Source organism: Pseudomonas sp. RIT357 (assembly GCF_000632245.1).
Lineage (GTDB): Bacteria > Pseudomonadota > Gammaproteobacteria > Pseudomonadales > Pseudomonadaceae > Aquipseudomonas > Aquipseudomonas sivasensis.
On sequence record NZ_JFYX01000010.1, the window covers coordinates 1 to 24510 of the forward strand.

Genomic DNA, 24510 nt, shown 5'->3' on the forward strand with positions numbered 1-24510 from the left:
CCCCAAATCCCTTAATTTCCTACCCCTACCGGAAGCCTCTCCAGGCCCCCGGCTGCGCCCGCTTTTTAACGTTGGGCGCACAGCGCATCCGATTCAAACGGCAGCTGAAAACGGACTTTCTCCTCCACCGTGACTTACCAGGCAGGTTACCCCCATGCAGTTCAGCGAATTATTGGCAGCGATTTCCACTCATGCGATCCGTCTGCAACTGGAAGAGGGCGATCTGATCATCCTCGGTGACGATGAGGCGTTGGATGACCGGCTGTGGGATCAGTTGATCGCTCACAAGCCCCGACTGCTGGCGCTGGTGGCTGAGCATGGCGGTGATTGGCTGAGCCCGGCTTACCGCATCACGCCTGAGATGTTGCCGTTGGTGAGCCTTGATCAGACGGCCATCGACCGTATCGTCGCGGCCATCCCCGGTGGTGTGGCGAATGTGCAGGATATCTACCCATTGGCGCCGTTGCAGGAGGGCATGCTGTATCACCACCTCTCGGCCGGGCAAGGCGATCCTTACGTGCTGCATGCGCAGTTTGTGTTCGACAGCCGCGCGCGCCTGCACGCTTTTGCCGAGGCGCTGCAATGGGTGATCGACCGTCACGATATTTTGCGCACGTCCATGGTCTGGGAGCGCTTGGACGAGCCGCTGCAAGTGGTGTGGCGCAAGGCGACGCTGGCGTGTGAGGAAGCGCATTTCAGCGGTGGCGATGCCCTGGCTCAACTGATCGCCCGCTACGACGCCCGGACTTACCGGATGGACTTGGGTCAGGCGCCGCTGCTGCGCCTGGTGTTTGCCGACGACCCAGGCAATCAGCGGGTAGCCGCGATGTTGCTGTTCCACCACACCATTCTCGACCACACCGCGCTGGATGTGGTGCGCCACGAGATCCAGTTGTACCTGGCCGGCCAGCAAGCCCAGGCCGCTGAGCCGGTGGCGTTTCGCAGCTATATCGCCCAGGTGCGCCATGGCGTCAGCGAGCAGGCCCATGAAGGGTTTTTCCGCGAGATGCTGGGGGACATTGATGAGCCGACCCTGCCGTTTGGCTTGCAGGATGTGCAGGGCGATGGCCAGGGGATCGACGAGGCGCGCATGCCTGTCGACGCTGATCTGAGCCGCCGCCTGCGCAGCCTCGCGCGGCCCTTGGGCGTCAGCGTGGCAAGCATGATGCACGTGGCGCTGGCCCGGGTATTGGGCGTGGTCTCGGGCCGTGAAGCCGTGGTGTTCGGTACCGTGATGCTCGGCCGCATGGGGGCGGGCGAGGGCGGTGAGCGGGCGTTGGGGATGTTTATCAATACCCTGCCGTTGCGGGTGGATGTGGGCGAGCAGAGCGTGCGCGCCGGGGTCAAGGCCACCCATGAGCGGCTCACCACATTGCTCAATCACGAGCATGCATCCCTCGCGCTGGCCCAGCGTTGCAGCGGGGTCGCCGCGCCGACGCCGCTGTTCAGTGCGATGCTCAACTATCGCCACAGTGCCGCGACGGATATGGCCGAGGTGATCGAGGTGGCCGAGGGCATCCAGGTGCTGGGTGCCGAGGAGCGCACTAACTATCCGCTGACGGTGAATGTGGATGACCTGGGCGAAGGCTTCGCGCTGACGGTGATGGTGGACGCCTCCATTGGCGCAACCCGTGTGGCGAGCTACCTGCACACAGCGCTCCACAGCCTGGCCGACGCCCTTGAACAGCGACCGGAGATGCCGCTGAGCGGCCTGAACATCCTGCCTGAGACCGAGCGTCATCACCTGCTGCACCATCTCAATCACACCCCCCGCGCTTACGCCGACACCGCCCTGATCCACCAGCACGTCGAAGCCCACGCCGCGGCCCACCCCGACGCCATCGCGCTGCGTTTCGAGCAGCAACGCCTCAGCTATCGTCAACTCAACGAACGCGCCAACCAGGTTGCCCATCGCCTGCTGGCCCAGGGCGTGCGCCCCGATGACCGCGTGGCGATCTGCGTGGAGCGCGGCCCGGAAATGATCATCGGGCTGCTGGGCATCCTCAAGGCCGGCGCGGGGTATGTGCCGATCGACCCGGCGTATCCGCTGGAACGCATCGCCTACACCCTGCACGACAGCCAACCGCTGGCGGTGCTGGTGCAGGCCAACACCCGTCACTTGGTGGGCGAACTGGCGCAGATCGACCTCAATGGCCTGCGCGGTGAATCCCTGATCAACCCGCACGTTGCGGTCAGCCCGCAGCACCTGGCCTATGTGATCTACACCTCCGGCTCCACCGGCCAGCCCAAGGGCGTGATGATCGAACACCGCCAGGTGGCGCGACTGTTCAGCGCCACTGAGCAGTGGTTCGGCTTCGACCACACCGATGTGTGGGCACTGTTTCATTCCTTTGCGTTCGACTTCTCCGTGTGGGAAATCTGGGGCGCGTTGATGCACGGCGGCCAGTTGCTGATCGTGCCGCAATTGGTCAGCCGCTCGCCGGACGAGTGCTACACGCTGTTGTGCGAAGCGGGCGTGAGCATCCTCAACCAAACGCCAAGCGCCTTCCGCCAGTTGATTGCGGCCCAGGGCAACAGCCCCCAGGCCCACTCGCTGCGCCAAGTGATTTTCGGCGGCGAAGCCCTGGAGCCGGGCATGCTCAAGCCGTGGTACGCCCGGGCGATCAATGCCGGCACCCAACTGGTGAACATGTACGGCATCACCGAAACCACGGTGCACGTGACTTATCGAGCGCTGCACGCGGCGGATGCGCAGTTGGTGGGCGTGAGTCCGATTGGCGTGCGCATTCCCGACCTGCAACTGTATGTGCTGGACGCACAGCGCGAGCCGCTGCCATTGGGCGTGGTCGGCGAGTTGTACGTCGGTGGTGCCGGTGTGGCGCGGGGGTATCTGAACCGCGCCGAATTAACCGCCGAGCGCTTCCTGACGAACCCAACCACCGGCCAGCGCCTCTACAAAACCGGCGACCTCGGCCGCCTGTTGGCCGATGGCAGCGTGGAATACCTGGGACGTAACGACGACCAGGTAAAAATCCGTGGTTTCCGTATCGAGTTGGGCGAAATCCAATCGCGCCTCGCCACCGCTCAAGGTGTGCGCGACGCCGTAGTCATCGCCCGTGAAGACACGCCCGGTGACCAGCGCCTGGTGGCCTATGTGATCGCCGAAGGCGACATCAACGTCGCGATGCTGCGTGATCATTTGCGGCTGAGCCTGGCTGACCATATGGTGCCCAGCGCCTTCGTGTTGCTGGACACCTTCCCGCTGACCCCCAACGGCAAACTCGACCGCAAGGCCTTGCCCGCGCCGGATGCCGACGCGTTGGCCCGACGTGATTACGAGGCTCCACGCGGCCCCGTTGAAGTAGCCATCGCGACCCTCTGGCAAGACCTGCTCAAACTTGAACGCATTGGGCGCGACGACAACTTCTTCGAACTGGGCGGTCATTCCCTGCTGGCAGTCAAGCTGATTGAGCGTATGCGCCAGGTCGACCTCAGCGCCGATGTGCGCGTGTTGTTCGGCCAACCCACTCTGGCCGCACTCGCCGCGGCGGTGGGCGGGCAACGGGAAGTGCGGGTGCCGGTCAACCAGATCCACGCAGACAGCCCCGTCATCACCCCGGACATGCTGCCGCTGATCGAACTCGAACAGGCCGCCATCGACCACATCCTGCAACAGGTGCCCGGCGGCATCGGCAATGTGCAGGACATCTACGGCCTCGCGCCGTTGCAGGCCGGCATCCTGTATCACCACCTGGCAACCACCGACGGAGATCCCTACGTGTTGCAGGTGCAGTTGGGTTTCAACGATCAAGCGGCGTTGGACGCGTTTATCCAGGCGCTGCACAGCGTGATCGAACGCAATGACATCCTGCGCACCGCGATCCTCTGGGAAGGCCTGGACGAACCGGTGCAAGTGGTCTGCCGCCAGGCGCCGTTGGCCGTAGAGCGGGTCGAAACCCCAGGCGTGGATGCCCTGGCCCACCTGCAACAGCGTTTCGACCCACGCCACTACCGCCTCGATCTGTCCCGCGCCTCGTTGATGCGCCTGGCCTACGCCGAAGCGCCGGGCGGCTTCGTCGGCATCCTGCTGCTGCACCATATCCTGCTCGACCACACCGCCCTGCACGTGCTGGTGCAGGAGATGAGCGCCAGCCTGTCCGGGCGCAGCGCGCAACTGCCTGACGCGGTGCAGTACCGCACCTACGTGGCCCAGGCGCGGCTGGGGGTGAGCCAGGCCCAGCATGAAGCGTTCTTCAGCGAGATGCTGGGTGATATCGACGAGCCGACTCTGGCCTTCGGTTTGCAGGATGTACACGGCGACGGCAGCGGCATTGTCGAGGCGCACCTGCCGTTGGACCCGGCCCTGAGCCTGGGCCTGCGCGAACAGGCGCGGCAATTGGGCGTGAGCACGGCGAGTCTGGTGCACCTGGCCTGGGCGCATGTGCTGGGGCAAGTCTCCGGTCAGCAGGACGTGGTGTTCGGCACCGTGCTGTTGGGCCGTATGCAGGGCGGCGAGGGTGCCGACCGCGCCCTGGGGATGTTTATCAACACCTTGCCGCTGCGGGTCAGCGTCGGCGCAGTCGGCGTACAAGCCGCCGTGCGCGCCACCCACGCGCGCCTGGCGCAGTTGCTCGGGCATGAGCACGCGTCGCTGTCCCTGGCCCAGCGTTGCAGCGGGGTGCCGGGCTCATTGCCGTTGTTCAGCACGCTGCTCAACTACCGCCACAGCGCGCCGGATGAAGCGCCGGGAGACAGCCCGTTTGCGGCGTCCGGCATCCAGATCCTGAGCTCCGAGGAGCGCAGCAACTACCCGCTGGTGCTCAACGTCGATGACCTGGGCACAGGCTTCGCGCTGACCGTGCAAGGCGTAGCCACGCTGGACGTGCAGCGTGTCGGCGACTACATGCTCACGGCCTTGCGCCATCTGGTGACCGCGTTGCAACAAGCGCCGACCACGCCAGTGCAAGGCGTATCGATTGTGCCGCCTGCCGAGCGCAACCAACTGTTGGTGGAATTCAACGCCACTGCCCGCGATTACCCATCGCAACTGACCGTGCACCAACTGTTCGAAGCCCAGGCCCTGGCGCGTCCCGAAGCCGTGGCGGCGGTGCAAGGCCAGTTATCCTTGAGCTATCGCGATCTCAATCGCCGCGCCAATCGTCTGGCCCATCACCTGATCAACCAGGGCGTGCAACCGGGGGAAAGCGTGGCGATTGCGTTGCCGCGCTCCCTCGATCTGCTGATCTGCCAACTGGCGATCCTCAAGTGTGGCGCCGTGTACGTGCCCCTGGACGTGAATGCGCCGCTGGAACGCCAGGCGTTTATCGTGCAGGACAGTGGCGCGCAGCGGGTGCTCAACTCCCTGGCCGGGCTGAATCTGGACGCGCTGTCCCCGCGCAACCTCGACTTGGTACTTTCCTCCCACAGCGTGGCGTACATCCTCTACACCTCCGGTTCCACGGGTGCGCCCAAGGGCGTGCAGGTACCACACCGCGCGATCTCGCGCCTTGTGCTCAATAACGGCTACGCCGAGTTCAACCCTCAGGACCGCGTGGCCTTCGCTTCCAACCCGGCGTTCGACGCCAGCACCCTCGACGTGTGGGCGCCGTTGCTCAATGGCGGCTGCGTGGTGGTGGTCGAACAGGCAGTGCTGTTGTCCCAGGCCGCGTTTGCCGCGCTGTTGCAGGAGCAATCCGTCAGCGTGTTGTGGATGACCGCCGGGTTGTTCCACCAGTACGCCGATGCGCTGCTGCCGGTGTTCCCGCAGTTGCGTTATCTGATCGTCGGGGGCGATGTGCTCGACCCGCACGTGATAGGCCGCGTGCTCAAGCACGGCAAGCCCCGGCACTTGCTCAATGGCTACGGGCCGACGGAGGCCACTACGTTCTCCACCACCCATGAAATCACCCACTTGGGCGAGGGCAGTATTCCGATTGGCCGGCCGATGGCGAATGCCCAGGCCTATGTGCTGGATGTGCGCCAGCAACTGTTGCCATTGGGCGCGGTCGGCGAGCTGTATATCGGTGGCGCGGGCGTGGCCAAGGGGTACTTGAACCAGCCGCAACTGACCGCCGAAAAATTTATCCCGAACCCGTTTGGCGAGGGCGTTCTGTACCGCACGGGCGATCTGGCGTGCTGGCAGGCCGACGGCACCTTGCTGTACCAGGGACGCAATGACCTGCAAGTGAAGATTCGCGGGTTCCGCATCGAGCCGGGTGAAATCGAAGCCTGCCTGGGAGCCTTCGCTGGCGTGAACGACGCAGTGGTGCTGGTGCGCGAAGACGAACCCGGCGACAAGCGTCTGGTGGCGTACTACACCGCCGCCGCGCCGCTGCCAATCGAAGCGCTGCGCGCCCACCTGCAAGGCCAGTTGCCGGATTACATGGTGCCGTCGGCCTATGTCTGGCTGGCGCTGATGCCGCTCACCGCCAACGGCAAGCTGGACCGCAAAGGCCTACCGGTGCCGGATGCAGGCGCGCTGCTCAGCCGTGGTTATGAAGCGCCGGAAGGCGAGGTGGAAAGCCTGCTGGCGCAGATCTGGCAGGACCTGCTCAAGCTCGACCGTGTGGGCCGGCATGACCATTTCTTTGAGCTGGGCGGGCACTCGCTGCTGGCGGTCAGCCTGATCGAACGCATGCGTCAGGCGGGCCTGAGCGCGGATGTGCGGGTGCTGTTCAACCAGCCGAGCCTGGCGGCGCTGGCGGCGGCGGTGGGCAGTGGTCGGGAGGTTGTGGTGCCGGCCAATGGCATTCCCTCGGGCTGCACCCACATCACGCCAGCGATGCTGACCCTGGTGCAACTCGACCAAAGCGCCATCGACCGCATCATCGCCAACGTCCCCGGCGGCGCGGCAAACGTGCAGGACATCTACCCGCTGGCGCCCTTGCAGGAAGGCATCCTGTACCACCACATCAGCGCCGAGCAGGGCGACCCGTATCTGCTGCAATCACGCATGGCCTTCGACAGCCTTGAGCGGTTGCACGGTTTTATGGGCGCGCTGCAACAGGTCGCCGCCCGTCACGACATCCTGCGTACCGGCGTGGTCTGGGAAGGCCTGGACAGCCCGGTGCAGGTGGTCTGGCGTGAGGCGCAGCTGGTGGTGCAGGAGGTGAACCTTGATCCCGCCGAGGGCGACATCCTCGAACAGCTGCACGCCCGTTTCGATGCGCGGCATTACCGCCTGGATATCACCCAGGCGCCGCTGTTGCGCATGGTTTACGCCCAGGATCCAGTGAACGGGCATGTGGCAGCTATCCTGCTGTTCCACCACTTGGCGCTGGACCACACCGCCATGGACGTGGTCGGTCAGGAGATGGGTGCGTTTTTGTTCAACCACGGCCAGGACTTGCCGGCGGCCGCGCCATTTCGCAACTACGTGGCTCAGGCGCGCCTGGGTGTGAGCGTCGACGAGCATGAGCGGTTCTTCCGCGAAATGCTTGCCGACATCAATGAGCCCATCTTGCCCTTCGGCGTGCAGGACGTGCAGGGCGACGGCCGTGATATCGAAGAGGCCGAACAGGCCCTGACCATGGCGCTGGCCCAACGCGTACGTGAACAGGCGCGGCGCCTGGGCGTGAGCGCGGCAAGCCTGATGCACTTGGCTTGGGCCCAGGTGCTGGGACTGGTCTGTGGGCGTGACGACGTGGTGTTCGGCACCGTATTGATGGGCCGTATGCAGGCCGGCGACGGTGCGGATCGGGCCTTGGGGATGTTCATCAACACCTTGCCGCTGCGGGTGGACACCGCAGTCAGCGCGGTCGCCGCCGTCAAGGCCACCCATGCACGGTTGAGCGCCTTGCTCGGCCATGAACACGCGTCCCTTGCGCTGGCCCAGCGTTGCAGTGGGGTGGCGGCCTCTACGCCGCTGTTCAGCGCGTTGCTCAACTACCGTCACAGCCATCCCGGCGCCATGGCCCGCGACGGCCAAGGTATTTGGGAAGGCGTGCAGTTGCTGGGCGGTGAAGAGCGCAGCAACTACCCGCTGACCCTGAGCGTCGACGATCTGGGCGAAGGCTTCTGCCTGACCGTGCTGGCCTTGCCCCGCATCGGCGCCCAGCGCCTGTGCGAGTACATGGCCAATGCCGTTGAACACTTGGTCGATAGCCTGGAAAACACCGCGCAAACCCCGCTCAATCAGTTGCCTATTCTCCCCGCCAGCGAACGCGAAACCCTGCTGCGCGAGTTCAACGCCACGGCTGAGGATTTCCCGAGCGGCCACACCGTGCAGGGTGCCTTTGAAATCCAGGCCGACCGTCAACCTCATGCCATAGCCGTGGTGCAGGACGGCGAGTCGCTGACGTATCAGCAGCTCAACCACCGTGCCAACCAGTTGGCCCATCACCTGATCGCACAGGGTGTGCAGCCGGACGACCGCGTCGCCCTGTGCTGCCGTCGAGGGCCGCAGATGCTGGTGGGGTTGCTGGGGATTCTCAAGGCCGGCGCCGGTTATGTGCCGATTGACCCGGCGTATCCCGCCGAGCGCATTGCTTACTTATTGCAGGACAGCGCACCGGTAGCGGTGCTGGCCGAAGCGAGCACCCGCGACTTGCTGGGCGCGGTCACCAGCATCGACGTGCACGCAACCTGGCACCACCCCGTCAGCAATCCGCAACTCGCCGCCCTGACACCGGCCCACCTGGCCTATGTGATCTACACCTCGGGCTCCACCGGCCAGCCCAAGGGCGTGATGGTGGAACACCGCACCGTGGAAAACCTGGTGCATTGGCACTGTGAAGCCTTTGGCCTGCACGCCGTCAGCCACACCAGCAGCGTGGCCGGCTTTGGCTTTGATGCGATGGCCTGGGAGGTATGGCCAGCGCTGTGCGTGGGCGCCACCCTGCACCTGCCGCCGGAGGATGTGGGCAACGAAAACATCGACGAACTGCTCGCCTGGTGGCTGGCGCAGCCCTTGGACGTGAGCTTCCTGCCCACGCCGGTGGCCGAATACGCGTTCAGCAAGGACTTGCAGCACCCCACCTTGCGCATCCTGCTGATCGGCGGCGACCGCCTGCGCCAGTTCAGCCAGGAGCGACGCTTTGCGGTGATCAACAACTACGGCCCCACCGAAGCCACCGTGGTCGCCACCTCGGGCCGCGTGCGTGCCGGGCAGGCGCTGCATATCGGCCGACCTATCGCAAATGCCAGCGTCTACGTGCTGGACGCGCAGTTGCGTCCGGTGCCGGTGGGGGTGGCCGGTGAACTCTATGTGGGCGGCAGCGGCGTGGCGCGGGGTTACCTCAATCGCCCGGACTTGAGCGCTGAACGCTTTCTGCAAGACCCGTTCAATGACGGGCGCATGTACCGCACCGGCGACCTGGTGCGCTGGTTGCCCGATGGCAATATCGAGTACCTGGGACGCAACGATGACCAGGTAAAAATCCGTGGCGTGCGCGTTGAACTGGGCGAAATCGAAAGCCGCCTGGCGGCACTGCAAGGCGTCGGCGACGCGGTGGTGCTGGTGCGCGAAGGCCGCTTGATAGCCTGGTTCACCGAGCAACAGCCGCTGCTGATTGAAAGCCTGCGCGAGCAACTGCAGGCGCAGTTACCGGAGGCTTTGGTGCCGGTGGCCTACGTCAAACTCGACGCGCTGCCCCTGACGGCTAACGGCAAACTCGACCGCGGTGCCTTGCCGGCACCGGATCAGGCCGCGTTGCTGACCCGTGACTACGAAGCGCCTCAGGGTGAAGTGGAAACCACCCTGGCCGTGATCTGGGCTGAGGTGTTGCAGGTTGAGCAGGTGGGTCGCCACGATCATTTCTTTGAGCTGGGCGGCCATTCGTTGCTGGCGGTCAGCCTGATCGAACGCATGCGCCAGGTCGGCCTCAGCGCCGATGTGCGCGTGTTATTCAGCCAGCCGACCCTGGCCGCGCTGGCGGCAGCGGTGGGCAGTGGGCGCGAAGTGCAGGTGCCCGCCAACCGCATCCCGATCGACTGCCAGCGCCTGACCCCGGACCTGTTGTCGCTGGTGGAACTCGACCAATCCACCCTTGATCAAGTGGTGGCCCAGGTGCCCGGTGGCGCAGCCAATGTGCAGGACATCTACCCGTTGGCGCCGTTGCAGGAAGGCATTCTCTACCACTACCTCACCGCCGAGCAGGGCGACCCGTATCTGCTGCAATCGCACCTGGCGTTCGACAGTGTCGAGCGCCTGCACGCCTTCGCCCAGGCGCTGCAACAGGTGATCGACCGCCACGACATCCTGCGTACCGGCGTGGTGTGGGAAGGGCTGGTGCAACCGCTGCAAGTGGTGTGGCGCAAGGCCCGGTTGCCCCTTGAACAGCTGCAGCTTGAAGGCGATGTACTGGCCGGCCTGCATCAACGTTTTGATGCACGCCGCTACCGCCTGGACATCAGCCAAGCGCCGTTGATTCGCCTGGCCTACGCCGACGATCCGGCCAACCAGCGTGTGGTTGTGGTGCTGCTCTATCACCATATCGCCCTCGACCACACCGCCTTTGACGTGGTGCTGCGGGAAATGCAGGGTTATCTGCTGGGCCATCCGGCGCCGACCGCTGCACCGATGCCGTACCGCAACTACGTGGCCCAGGCGCGCTTGGGGGTGAGTGAGCAGGAGCATGAAACGTTCTTCCGCACCCTGCTCGGCGATGTCGACGAGCCAACCCTGCCATTCGGCCTGCAAAACGTGCGCGGCGACGGTAACGCCATCGAAGAGCACCGCCTGCACCTGGACAGCGACCTCAACCGCCGCCTGCGTGCCCAGGCCCGTTTGCTGGGGGTGAGCACCGCGAGCCTGTTCCACCTGGCCTGGGGCCAAGTGCTGGCGGCCACGTCCGGGCGCCAGAGTGTGGTGTTCGGCACTGTGTTGGTGGGGCGTCTGCAAGGCGGTGAAGGGGCCGACCGTGCGCTGGGCGTGTTCATCAATACGTTGCCGCTGCGCCTGGATATCGACGGTCAGGGCGCACGCTCCGCCGTACGCGCCACGCATGCGCGGCTCACCGCTTTGCTCGGTCATGAGCACGCTTCCCTGGCCCTGGCCCAGCGTTGCAGTGGGGTGGCTGCACCTGCGCCGTTGTTCAGCTCAATGCTCAACTATCGCCATCGCGGCGGCGCCACCCGTTCCCAGGAGGCGCAACACGCCTGGGAAGGTATGCAGACCCTGGTCAACGACGGGCGCACCAACTATCCGCTGACCTTGAACGTGGATGACCTGGGTGATGGCTACGACGTGACTGCGTTGGCCCAGGTCGATGCGCAACGCGTCTGCGGGTACCTGCAAGTGGCCCTGTCCGGGCTGGTCGAGGCCCTGGAGCAGGCACCGAACCAGGCGCTCAATCGCCTGCCGATTCTGAGTTCCGAGGAGCGACACACACTGCTGGTGACGTTCAACGCCACGGAGGTGAACTACAACCTCGACCAGACCCTGCACGGGATGTTCGAAGCCCAAGTTCAGCGCACGCCGCACGCCATCGCGGTGAAGGCGGGCGAGCAGCAGCTTACCTACCAACAACTCAACGAGCGTGCCAATCGCCTGGCCCATCATCTGCGCACGCTGGGTGTGCAGCCGGATGCCCGGGTGGGGATTTGCCTGGAGCGGGGCCTGGACATGGTCGTCGGCCTGTTCGCCATCCTCAAGGCCGGTGGCGGTTATGTGCCGCTGGACCCGGCGTACCCGCTGGAGCGTATCGCCTACATGCTGCACGACAGCGCGCCGGTCGTGGTGCTGGCCCAGAACGCCACCGTAGGCTTGCTGGGCGACGTGCCGCTGCTCAATCTGGACCTGGACACCTGGCAGCATCAGCCGCTGAGCAACCCCGAGGTCCCGGGCCTGACCGCCCGGCATCAGGCCTACGTGATCTACACCTCCGGCTCCACTGGCCAGCCCAAAGGCGTGATCAACGAACACGCCGGGGTGGTCAACCGGCTGCTGTGGATGCAGGACGCTTATGGCCTCAACGCCGATGACGCGGTGTTGCAGAAAACCCCGTTCAGTTTCGACGTGTCGGTATGGGAATTCTTCTGGCCGCTGTTCGCCGGCGCACGCTTGGTGATGGCGCGCCCCGGCGGGCATAAAGACCCGGCGTACCTGTGCGAAGTGATCCAGGCGGAGCACATCACCACGTTGCACTTTGTGCCGTCGATGCTTGATGTGTTCCTGGCCCATGGCGATGTGAGCCAGGCGGCTGGGCTGGTGCGGGTGATGTGCAGCGGCGAAGCGCTGCCGGGCAGCCTGGTGCGGCGTTTCAAGGCGCAGTTGCCGGGGATCGGCCTGTACAACCTGTACGGCCCGACTGAAGCGGCGGTGGACGTGACCGCCTGGAACTGCGCACGCCCCGACGTGCCGGACAACACCCCCATCGGCAAGCCCATCGCCAATACGCGCATGTACGTGCTGGATGCGCAGTTGCAGCCGGTGCCGCTGGGTGTGGTCGGCGAGCTGTTTATCGGCGGCGTGCAAGTGGCGCGGGGTTACCTGAACCGCCCTGAGCTGACTGCCGAGCGCTTTCTCGACGACCCGTTCCACGCGGGTCGGATGTACCGCACCGGCGACCTTGGCCGCTACTTGCCCGACGGCACTATCGAATACCTGGGCCGCAATGACGACCAGGTCAAGATCCGTGGCCTGCGTATCGAACTGGGGGAAATCCAGGCGCGTCTGCTTGAGCACTCCCAGGTCAGCGAAGCGGCGGTGGTCGCCCGTGAGGATCGCCTCGTCGCCTACTACACCGGTACGCCAACCGAGATCGAGGCACTGCGCGCTCACCTGCTGCAACACCTGCCGGACTTTATGGTGCCCGCGCTGTTCGTGCACCTCGACGCGCTGCCCTTGAGCCCCAACGGCAAACTCGACCGCAAGGCTTTGCCAGCGCCCGGCCTGCACGCCTTGAACGTGCGTGAGTACGAAGCGCCGGAAGGCGACACCGAAATCCTGCTGGCGCTGCTGTGGGCCGAGTTGCTCAACGTGGAGCGGGTCGGGCGCCAGGATAATTTCTTTGAACTGGGCGGGCACTCGCTGCTTGCCGTGAGCTTGATCGGGCGCTTGCGCCAGGAAGGCATGGAAGCTGACGTCCGGGCGCTGTTCGAACAGCCGACCCTGGCCGGCTACGCCGCAATGACCGAACGAATGGAGATCGTCCTGTGAGCCTCTTAGAGCTGCTGGCAACCCTGAAAACCAAGGACATTCAACTGGCGCTCAAGGGCGAGCAGTTGTCGGTGCAAGGCAACAAGCAAGCGTTGAGTGACCCGGCGATCCTTGCCGCCTTGCGCGAGCACAAACCGGCGCTGATCGAGCTGATTAAGGCCGGCGAGTATTCCGCCACCAAGGCCGGTGAAGTCGACGTACCGGCCAATGGCATCCCGGCCGGCGCCCAGCACATCACACCGGACATGCTGACGTTGTCCAGCCTCAGCCAGGACGAGATCGACCGCATCGTCGCCACCGTCGACGGCGGCGTGGCGAATATCCAGGACATCTACCCGCTGGCACCGTTGCAGGAAGGCATCCTGTTCCACCATGTCAGCGCTGAGCAGGGCGACCCGTACGTCATGCAATCTCAGTTCGCGTTCGACAGCCTGGCGCGCTTCGAGGCGTTCGCCCAGGCGCTGCAAGCGGTGATGGACCGCCATGACATCCTGCGCACCGGCGTGGTCTGGGATGGCCTGCAACAGCCGTCGCAAGTGGTGTGGCGCACGGCGCGCCTGCCGGTGCAGGCCTTGCAACTCGACCCGGCGGATGGCGAGATCGCCGCCCAACTGCACGCCCTGTTCGATGCGCGCCACTATCGCCTCGACGTGACCCAGGCGCCGTTGCTGCGCTTGGTGCGTGCCGATGACCCGGCCAATGGGCGTATCGTCGCCACTTTGCTGTTCCACCACATGGCCCTGGACCATAGCGCCCTGGAAGTGGTGTGCCATGAAATGCAGGCGTGCCTGCTGGGGCAGGGCGCGGCGTTGGGCCAGGCGGTGCCGTTTCGCAACTATGTAGCCCAGGCACGGCTGGGCATCAGCGAGCAGGAACACGAAGGCTTCTTCCGCCAGATGCTTGGCGATATCAGCGAGCCGACCTTGCCGTTTGGCTTGCAGGATGTGCAGGGCGATGCGCGGGGTATCAGCGAGCTCAGCCTGCCCTTGGCGGCGCTATTGAGTCAGCGCTTGCGCACCCAGGCGCGGCAGTTGGGGGTAAGCGCGGCAAGCCTGTTTCACCTGGGCTGGGCGCAGGTGTTGGGAGCATTGGCCGGCAAGCAACAGGTGGTGTTCGGCACGGTGTTGATGGGCCGTATGCAAGGCAGTCATGACACGGACCGCGCCTTGGGCATCTTCATCAACACCTTGCCGTTTCGCGTGGACGTGGACGGCCAGGACGTGCGCGCCGGGGTCAAGGCCACCCATGGTCGGCTCACCACACTGCTGCGCCACGAGCATGCGGCACTGGCCCTGGCCCAGCGCTGCAGTGGGGTGATCGCGCCGACGCCGTTGTTCAGCGCGCTGCTCAACTATCGCCACAGCGCGCCCGCCGCCAGCGCCGAAGCCGTCTCGGCGTGGCAAGGCATCGCCGCCCTCAGTGCTGAAGAACGCACCAACTATCCACTGACCCTGAGCGTCGATGACCTGGGCGAAGGCTTTGGCCTGAGCCTGCTGGCCAGCACCCAGGTGGACCCGCAGCGGGTCTGCGCCTACCTGCAAACTGCCCTGGAAAACCTGGTGACGGCCCTGGAGCAGGCGCCGGACACCGCGCTCAATCAAGTGCCGGTGGTGCCCGCCGTCGAGCAGCGGTTGCTGTTGGAACAGTTCAACGCCACCCAGGCCGAGTTCCCCCAGGGCACCACCTTGCATGGGCGTATCGAAGCCCAGGCCGTTCTCACGCCGCATGCCATCGCGGCGGTGCAGCTTGAACGCTCGCTGACCTACGCTGAGCTCAACGGGCAAGCCAACCTGCTGGCCCATCACTTGCTGGCGCTGGGCGTCAAACCCGATGACCGCGTGGCCATCGTCGCCCGTCGTGGACTGGACACCCTGGCCGGGTTGCTGGCGATCCTTAAAGCCGGCGCCTGCTACGTACCGGTGGACCCGTCCCACCCGGCCGAGCGCCTCGCGTACCTGCTCAGCGACAGCGCCCCAGTGGCGGTGCTGACTCAGCACGCGTTGCTCGAACGCCTGCCCGAGCTGGACGTGCCGGTGATCAACCTGGACCGCTACACCTGGCACCACCACGCGGCGAGCAATCCCAGTGTCGCCGTGACCCCGGCGAACCTCGCCTATGTGATCTACACCTCCGGCTCCACCGGCCTGCCCAAAGGCGTGATGGTGGAACACCACACCGTGACCAACCTGGTGGATTGGCATTGCCGCGCCTTCGACCTCTGCGCCGGGCGCCACACCGCCAGCGTCGCCGGGTTCGGCTTTGATGCCATGGCCTGGGAAGTGTGGCCGGCGCTGTGTGTCGGCGCGACCCTACACCTGCCACCGGCCCACGACGGCCCCGAAGACATCGACGCGTTGCTGGCCTGGTGGTGCGCGCAACCGCTGGATGTGTGCTTCCTGCCGACGCCGGTGGCCGAGTACGCCTTCAGCCAGCACATCGAGCACCCGACGCTGCGCACCTTGCTGGTCGGCGGCGACCGCCTGCGGCAGTTCGGGCGGGCGCAGCGGTTTGAGCTGATCAACAACTACGGCCCTACCGAAGCCACGGTGGTCGCCACCTCCGGAAAGGTCGAGGCGGGGCAGGCGTTGCATATCGGCAAGCCCATCGCCAATGCCACGGTGTACGTGCTGGACGAGCAACAACGGCCGGTGCCGCTGGGCGTGGCGGGCGAGTTGTATGTGGGCGGCAAGGGCGTGGCGCGTGGCTACCTGAACCGTCCGCAACTGACCGCCGAACGCTTCCTGGACGACCCGTTCAACGTCGGACGCATGTACCGCACCGGTGACCTGGTGCGCTGGTTGCCCGACGGCAACCTCGATTACCTGGGCCGCAATGACGATCAGGTGAAAATCCGTGGTGTGCGCATCGAACTGGGGGAAATCGAAACCCAACTCAACCAACTGCCGAGCTTGCAGGAAGTGGTGGTGCTGGTGCGTGACGAGCGGCTGGTGGCGTACTACACCGAAAACCCGCAACTTGACTCATTGGCGGTGGGCGATATCCGCGCCCATCTGGTGGCGCACCTGCCGGACTACATGGTCCCGGTCGCCTTCATGAAGCTTGACGCGCTGCCCTTGACCGCCAACGGCAAACTCGACCACAAGGCCCTGCCGGCGCCGGATAGGGCCGCGGTGTTTCCCCGCCAATACGCGACGCCCGAGGGCGAGATTGAAAGCAGCCTGGCGCAGATCTGGGCCGATGCCTTGCAGGTAGAACGCGTCGGCCGTTACGACCACTTCTTTGAACTGGGCGGGCACTCGCTGCTCGCCATGCGCATGGTGTCCCAAGTGCGCCAACGACTGGGCGTGGAGCTGTTGCTCAGCGACCTGTTTGCCAATGCCGAACTGGCCGCCGTTGCCGACGTGCTGGCCCAGGCCGGTCGCAGCACTTTGCCGGCGATCCTGCCGGCCAACCGCGATGAGCCGGTGCCGCTGTCGTTCGCCCAGCAGCGCTTGTGGTTCCTGGCGTTGATGGAAGGCGCCAACACGGCCTACAACATTCCCATCGGCTTGCGCCTGCGCGGGCAACTGCATGTGCAGGCCTTGCAACGGGCGCTGGCGCGGATCGTTGCGCGGCACGAAACCCTGCGCAGCCGCTTCGCCCAGCACGGTGACGACGCCCAGGTGCTGATCGTCGCGGCCGACGACGTGCTGCCGCTGCAAGTGCAGGACTTGCGCCGCCACCCGCAACCGCAACAGGCGCTGGATGCGTTGATCCACGGCGAAGCGTCGGCGCCGTTCGACCTCGAACGCGGCCCGCTGCTGCGCGGGCGCCTGGTGGTGATGGCCGACGAGCACCATGTGCTGTTGCTGACCCTGCACCATATCGTCTCCGATGGCTGGTCCATGGGCGTACTCACCCGCGAACTGATGGCGCTGTACCAGGCCTTCAGCCATGGGCAGCCCGACCCGTTGCCGCCACTGCCGATCCAATACGGCGACTTTGCCGTGTGGCAACGCTTGTGGCTCAGCGGCGAAGTACTTCACCGCCAGAGCCGATATTGGCAACAGGCCCTGGCTGGTGCGCCAGCGTTGCTCAGCCTGCCCACCGACCGCCCGCGCCCGGCGCAGCAGGACTACGCCGGCAGCAGCGTGGAGATCCGTCTGGACGAGCGCCTCACCGCCGGGCTCAAGGCCTTGAGCCAACGCCATGGCAGCACGCTGTACATGACGGTAATGACCGCCTGGGCGTCCTTGCTCGCGCGGCTCTCGGGGCAGGCAGATGTGGTGATCGGCTCGCCGGTCGCCAACCGTACGCGCACTGAAGTCGAAGGCCTCATCGGCCTGTTCGTCAACACCCTGGCGGTGCGCATCGACACCTCGGGCGCCCCCACTACCGAAGCGCTGCTGGCGCGGGTCAAGGCGCTGACCTTGGCGGCCCAGGCCCATCAAGACCTGCCCTTCGAGCAAGTGGTCGAAATCACCCGGCCGGTACGCAGCCTGGCCCACAGCCCATTGTTCCAAACCCTGTTGGCCTGGCAGGACAGCAGCGCGCCGATCCTGGCCCTGGGCGACCTGGCCCTGGAAGGCATCGTGGAGAACAGCCACTTTGCCAAGTTCGACCTGTCGCTGAACCTCGGCGAAGTGCAGGGCACGATTATCGGCGCGCTGGAATACGCCGTGGCGCTGTTCGATGAAGCGACGATGCAGCGTTACGTCGGCTACTTCACCCGCGTGTTGCAGGCCATGGTCGATAACGACCAGGCGGTGTTGGAGCATGCGCCGCTGCTGGACGAGGGCGAGCGCCGGCACGTGCTGTTCGATTTCAACGCCACCCAGGTGGATTACAACCTCGACCAGACCTTGCACGGCATGTTTGAAGCCCAGGTGGCACGCACGCCCCATGCGATTGCGCTCAAGGCTGGCGAACAGCAACTGACGTACGCCGAGCTCAACGCGCGGGCCAACCAACTCGCCCATCACTTGCTGGCGCTGGGTGTCCAGCCGGATTCGCGGGTGGCGATCTGCGTGGAGCGCGGCCTGGAGATGGTCATCGGCCTGTACGCGATCCTCAAGGCCGGCGCCGCTTATGTGCCGCTGGACCCGGCTTACCCGCTGGAGCGCATCGCCTACATGCTCAGCGACAGCGCACCCGCTGTTGTACTGATCCAGGGCGCTACTCGTGCGCTGGTGGGCGCGGTGCCGGTGGTCGATCTGGACCAACCGAGCTGGCACGCGCAATCCGTGGATAACCCCGCGGTGCAGGGCCTGAGCGCCTATGTGATCTACACCTCCGGCTCCACTGGCCAGCCCAAGGGCGTGATCAACGACCATGGCGGCGTGGTCAATCGCCTGCTGTGGATGCAGGACGAGTATGGGCTCACCGCCCAGGACCGGGTCTTGCAGAAAACCCCGTTCAGCTTTGATGTGTCGGTTTGGGAATTCTTCTGGCCGCTGTTCACCGGCGCCTGCCTGGTGATGGCCCGTCCTGGCGGGCATAAGGACCCGGCATACCTGTGCGAGGTGATCGAGGCCGAACACATCACCACGTTGCACTTTGTGCCGTCGATGCTCGACGTGTTCCTGGCCCATGGCGACGTCAGCCAGGCGGCCGGGCTGGTGCGGGTGATGTGCAGCGGCGAAGCGCTGCCGGGCAGCCTGGTGCGCCGGTTCAAGGCGCAGTTGCCGGGGATCGGCCTGTACAACCTGTATGGCCCGACCGAAGCGGCCGTCGACGTGACGGCATGGAACTGCGCGGGCCCGGTGACGCCGGACAACACGCCCATCGGTAAGCCCATTGCCAACACCCGCATGTACCTGCTGGACGCGCAGTTGCAGCCGGTGCCGCTGGGCGTGGTCGGCGAGCTGTTTATCGGCGGCGTGCAAGTGGCGCGGGGGTACCTGAACCGTGCGGAACTGACCGCCGAACGCTTTCTTCAAGATCCATTTACCAGCGGCCGCATGTACCGCACCGGCGACGTCGGCCGCTACTTGCCCGATGGGAATATTGAGTACCTGGGCCGCAACGACGACCAGGTGAAAATCCGTGGCCTGCGTATCGAACTGGGCGAGATCCAGGCGCGCCTGACCGAGTGCCCAGCAGTCAACGAGGCCGCCGTGATCGCCCGCGAAGACCGTCTGGTGGCGTACTACACCGGAGCCTTCACCGACATCGACGTGCTGCGCAGTCAGTTGCTGCATCACCTGCCTGAATTCATGGTGCCGGCGATCTTCGTTCATCTCGACGCATTGCCCCTGAGTCCCAACGGCAAACTCGACCGCAAGGCGCTGCCCGCGCCGGGCCAGGATTCGGTTGTGGTGCGCGAATACGAAGCGCCCCAGGGCGACACGGAAATCGCCCTGGCCAGCCTGTGGGCCGAGTTGCTCAAGGTGGAACGTGTGGGCCGTCACGATAACTTCTTCGAACTGGGCGGGCATTCGTTGCTGGCGGTGAGCCTGATGGGGCGCATGCGCGGCCTTGGCTTGTCGGCGGACGTAAAAGTGCTGTTTGGTCAGCCAACCTTGTCGGCACTGGCGGCGGCGTTGGGCACTGGTCGTGAAGTGGCGGTGCCGGTCAATGGCATCGTTGACGGTTGCACGTCGATCACGCCGGGCATGTTGCCCCTGATCGCGCTGGAGCCAGTCGCCATCGACCGCCTCGTCGCCTGCATCCCCGGCGGTGCGGCGAATGTGCAGGATATCTACCCCCTGACGCCGTTGCAGGCCGGCATGCTCTATCACCACCGCGCCGTGCAGGAAGGCGATGCCTATGTGTTGCAGGCGCGGTTTGCCTTTGACAGCCGCCAACGTCTGGACGCGTTTGCCCTGGCGTTGCAGGCGGTGATCGAGCGCCACGACATCCTGCGTTCGTCGTTCCACTGGGACGGCCTGGAAGAACCGGTGCAGGTGGTCTGGCGCAAAGCGTCGCTGCGGGTTGAAACCGCGCCGCTGCCGCAACGCCTCGACCTGTCCCAAGCGCCGTTGATGCGCCTGGTGTGCAGCGAAGAAACCCCGCGTGTGGTCGCCACCTTACTGTTCCATCACTTGGTCATGGACCACATCGCCCTGGAGATCCTGCAACACGAGATGCAGGCGTTTCTGTTGGGCACTCAACACCGCCTGGGAACGCCTGTGCCGTATCGCAACTATGTGGCGCAGATGCGCTTGGGCGCAGACGATCACGAAGGGTTTTTCCGCGAAATGCTCGGTCAGATCGACGAACCCACGGAAGTGGCCAAGCTGGGCATTGATGAGCAGGCCCGTCTGACGATTGCTCCCGAATTAAGCCAGCGCCTGCGCACTCAGGCGCGCCAATCCGGCGTCAGCGCCGCCAGCCTGATGCACCTGGGTTGGGCCCAGGTGCTGGGCAAGGTGTCCGGCCGTGAGCAGGTGGTGTTCGGCACCGTGATGCTTGGCCGCTTGCAAGGCGGTGAAGGCGCCGAGCGGGCCATGGGCGTCTTTATCAATACGTTGCCGTTGCGGGTCGACCTGGGCGAGCACTCGGTACGCCACGCCGCGCGTGCCACCCATGGGCGGCTGAGCCAACTGCTCAGCCATGAACACGCGCCGCTGGCATTGGCCCAGCGTTGCAGCGGCGTGCCGGTGACCACGCCGCTGTTCAGTGTGCTATTCAACTATCGGCACAGCGCGCCGCAGGCCGGTGCAGTCGCCGAGGCATGGCAAGGTATTGAGCTGCTCAAGGCCGAGGAACACAGCAACTACGGCCTGTCGATGAGCGTGGATGACCAGGGCGATGGCTTCACGTTGAAAGCCACGGGGCAGGGCGCCCGGCGCCTGTGTGAGTACCTGAATGTGGCCCTGGAGCAACTGGTGCAGGCGCTGGAACAGGGCAGCGATGTCGCCATCAGCCGCTTGCCGATCCTGCCCGCCGCCGAACAGCACCAACTGCGGCTAGCGTTCAATGCCAGCACCCGCGACTTCCCCCGTGAACACACCGTGCAGCGTCTGTTCGAAGCCCAGGCCCAGGCGCGTCCGGACGCAGTGGCCGTGGTGCATGGCGAGCAGCGCCTGAGCTACGGCGAGCTCAATACCCGCGCCAATTGCCTGGCCCATTACCTGTTAGGACTGGGCGTAAAACCTGGCGACAACGTGGCAATCCTGCTGCCGCGTTCTGTTGCGCTGCTGGTCGGCCAACTGGCCGTGTTGAAGTGCGCGGCCGCCTATGTGCCGCTGGACATCAACGCGCCCGCCGAACGTCAGGCGTTCATGGTGCAGGACAGCGGTGCGCGCTGGTTGTTGACCCACAGCGACGCGGTGATCGAATACGCGGCGCAACGCCTGGACGTGGACACCCTGGCCCTCGATCCACAACCTAGCCATAACCCGGATTTGTCGCAGTCTTCGGACAGCGAGGCGTACATCATGTACACCTCCGGCTCCACCGGCGTTCCCAAGGGTGTGCTGGTGCCCCACCGGGGCATTACGCGGTTGGTGCTCAACAACGGCTATGCCGATTTCAATGCCAGCGACCGCGTGGCCTTCGCCTCCAACCCGGCGTTCGACGCCAGCACCATGGATGTATGGGGGCCACTGCTTAATGGCGGGCAAGTGCAGGTGATCGATCACGCCACCTTGCTCGACCCTGTGGCATTCGGCATAGCGTTAAAGGGCGCGACGGTGTTGTTCGTCACCACGGCGCTGTTCAACCAGTACGTGCAACTGATTCCCGACGCGTTGGCGGGTTTGCGCATCCTGCTGTGCGGCGGCGAGCGTGCCGATCCGGCGGCGTTCCGCAGCCTGTTGGCCCAGGCGCCGACGTTGCGCCTGGTGCATTGCTACGGCCCAACGGAAACCACCACCTACGCCACCACCTATGAAGTGCGCGCACTTGCCGACGACGCCGACAGCGTGCCGGTGGGGCGACCGATCTCCAACACCCAGATTTATGTGCTGGATGCGCACTTGCAGCCAGTGCCCCAGGGCGTGACCGGTGAAATCTGCATCGGTGGTGACGGCGTGGCCAAGGGGTACTTGAACCGTCCTGAACTGACCGCTGAAAAGTTTGTGCAGGATCCGTTCAACCCAGGCGCCTTGATGTACCGCACTGGCGACCTCGGCCGCTGGACGGCGCAGGGCCTGCTCGAATGCATCGGGCGCAATGACGATCAGGTGAAAATCCGTGGTTTCCGTATTGAGCTGGGAGAGATCGAAGCGCGCCTGATGACCTGCGTGGGTATTCAGGACGCGGTCGTGTTGGCCCGTGAAGACGCGCCGGGGGATAAGCGCTTGGTGGCGTATTTCACCTGGGCTGCCGAACCGGTCGGCATCGACAACGTACGTGCCCATCTTCAAGGGCAACTGCCGGACTACATGCTGCCATCGGCCTATGTGCCGCTGGACCGCTTGCCGTTGACTGCCAATGGCAAGGTTGACCGCAAAGCCTTGCCGGTGCCGGCTCTGGACGCGCTGGTCAGCCGTGATTTCGAAGCACCGACCGACGCCCTGGAACAGACCTTGGCGCAATTATGGGGCGAGGTGCTGAAGCTGGAGCAGGTGGGCCGGCATGACAGCTTCTTTGAACTGGGCGGGCATTCGCTGTTGGCGATTCGCCTGGTCAACCTGATGGACGAAGCGGGGCTGGCAGTGAGCCTGGCTGAGTTGTTCCAGCACGCCAGCGTGGCGTCGGTGGCGACCATGCTGCGCCAGCGCACTGCTGAGCCGGTGCGCGACAGCTCGGTGATTACGGTGCGCAGCAGCGGCTCGCAAGCGCCGTTGTTCCTGGTGCATGAGTTCAGCGGCATGGACGTGTATTTCCCGGCGCTGGGCCAGCATTTACCGGGTGATTACCCGATCTATGGCCTTCCGGGTGTGGCGCTCGGCGAGGCGCACCTCAACACCCTGGAAGGCTTGGCGGCGCGCATGGTGGGCCTGATTCGCGGCTTGCAGCCCCATGGGCCGTATCGCATCGCCGGCTGGTCATTTGGCGGTGTGCTGGCCTATGAAGTGGCGATGCAACTACTGGGGCTGGATGAACCCGTGGCGTTCCTTGGCTTGATCGACAGCTACGTGCCGCGCCTGACCGACCAGGGCAAGGCGCGTTGGAGCGGGCCAGACGCGCTCAAGCGGCATTTGCTGTTGCAGTGCCGCGCCTATTGGAACGCACAGGGAGGTGTGGATGAGCTGGCAAGGATTGAACAGTTGGACGCGCAGATTGGACAGTTGGACTTTGCAGGTGTGCTGCAACGCTGTCGCGATCAAGGTTTGCTATACGCGCAAATGGCGGCGGCTGCGGATGCGGACCTCTTGAGCTTTATCGAGCGCGAAGTCGGGCATGGGCATGCGCTGGCGCACTACAGCTTGTTTCCGCTGCCGGTGCCTGTGCACCTGTTCAGCGCTATAGAGCGGCCGACCGAGTTGTCGCGGCGCAGTGTGTCGCTGGGTTGGGATGACGCCCTGGCGCCTGGGCAGTTGCGTCAGGTTGAAGTGCCGGGTGATCACCAGAGCATGATGCAGGCGCCGCATATCCGTGCGCTGGGTGCGGCGATGACAGAAGCATTGGCAGGGTGTTCACCGGTGAGGGAAACGGCGCATCAACCGTTGCTGCGGATCCAGAGCGGACGGGCTGGGTATGCGCCGGTGTTCTGCGTGCCGGGGGCAGGGGACAGCGTCACCGGGTTTGTGGGCCTGAGCGAAGCGCTTGGACGGGACTGGCCGTTGTTTGGCTTGCAGCCGCGTGGGTTGGATGGCGAGGCGGTGCCCCACAGCCAGGTGGAAGCGGCAGCGCGCTGTTATCTGCACGCGCTGGAACACGAGTGCCCGCATGGGCCGGTGCATCTGGTCGGGCATTCGTTTGGCGGCTGGGTGGCACTGGAGATGGCGCTGCGGTTGCAGGCGGCTGGACGGGAAGTGGCGTCGTTGACGGTGATCGACAGCGAAGCGCCGGGTAGTGCAGGTCGGGCTTATACGACGACGGCGGCGTTGTTGAGGTTGATCGAGGCGATGCAGCTGGCGGCGGGGAAACCCTTGGGGATTGACCGTGAAACCTTCGCGGTTGGCGACGAAGTGGCGCAGCGCCAGAGCCTGCATGGGGGAATGGTTGGGGTGGGGTTGTTGCCGGCCCGTGCCAGTGTTGATGCGATGGCGGGACCGGCCCGGACTTATGCGGCGGCGTTGCGTACGGAGTATCGGCCGACTCAGCGATATCGCGGGGTGGTGCGGTTGGTGTTGGCGCAGGATCCGGCGTTGGATGCGGTGGGCAATCAGCGGGAGCAGGGGGGGATGATTGAGGGGTGGCGTAAGCAGGGCAGCTCTTTGGAGGTTTGGTATGGGGTGGGGAATCACTTCACATTGCTCAAGGCGCCGAATGTTCACGGGCTGGCGCGGTGGTGGTTGGACACTGCGGTGATTGGGGAGGTGGTTTCGTGAAGAGGGTATACCGCTTTAAATGTGGGAGGGGGCTTGCCCTCTATAGCGATCTTTCGGTGCACATATCCATTCCCGCGGTAACGGCGACTTGTGGTTCCGCTCTTACAGCGGGTTACTTTTGGAAAG

2 protein-coding genes are annotated in these 24510 nt (G+C 65.0%); both read left to right on the forward strand.

Annotation, left to right across the window (positions count from 1 at the left end):
* Positions 1–154: 154 nt before the first annotated feature.
* Positions 155–13060, forward strand: coding sequence for a non-ribosomal peptide synthetase (locus tag BW43_RS18945; RefSeq protein WP_032885757.1), 12906 nt, complete (start codon positions 155–157; stop codon positions 13058–13060).
* On the forward strand, positions 13057–24384 hold the full coding sequence (locus tag BW43_RS18940; protein WP_032885758.1) for a non-ribosomal peptide synthetase: 11328 nt from the start codon (positions 13057–13059) through the stop codon (positions 24382–24384). The genes BW43_RS18945 and BW43_RS18940 overlap by 4 nt, the downstream gene beginning before the upstream one ends.
* The last annotated feature ends 126 nt before the right edge of the window (positions 24385–24510 follow it).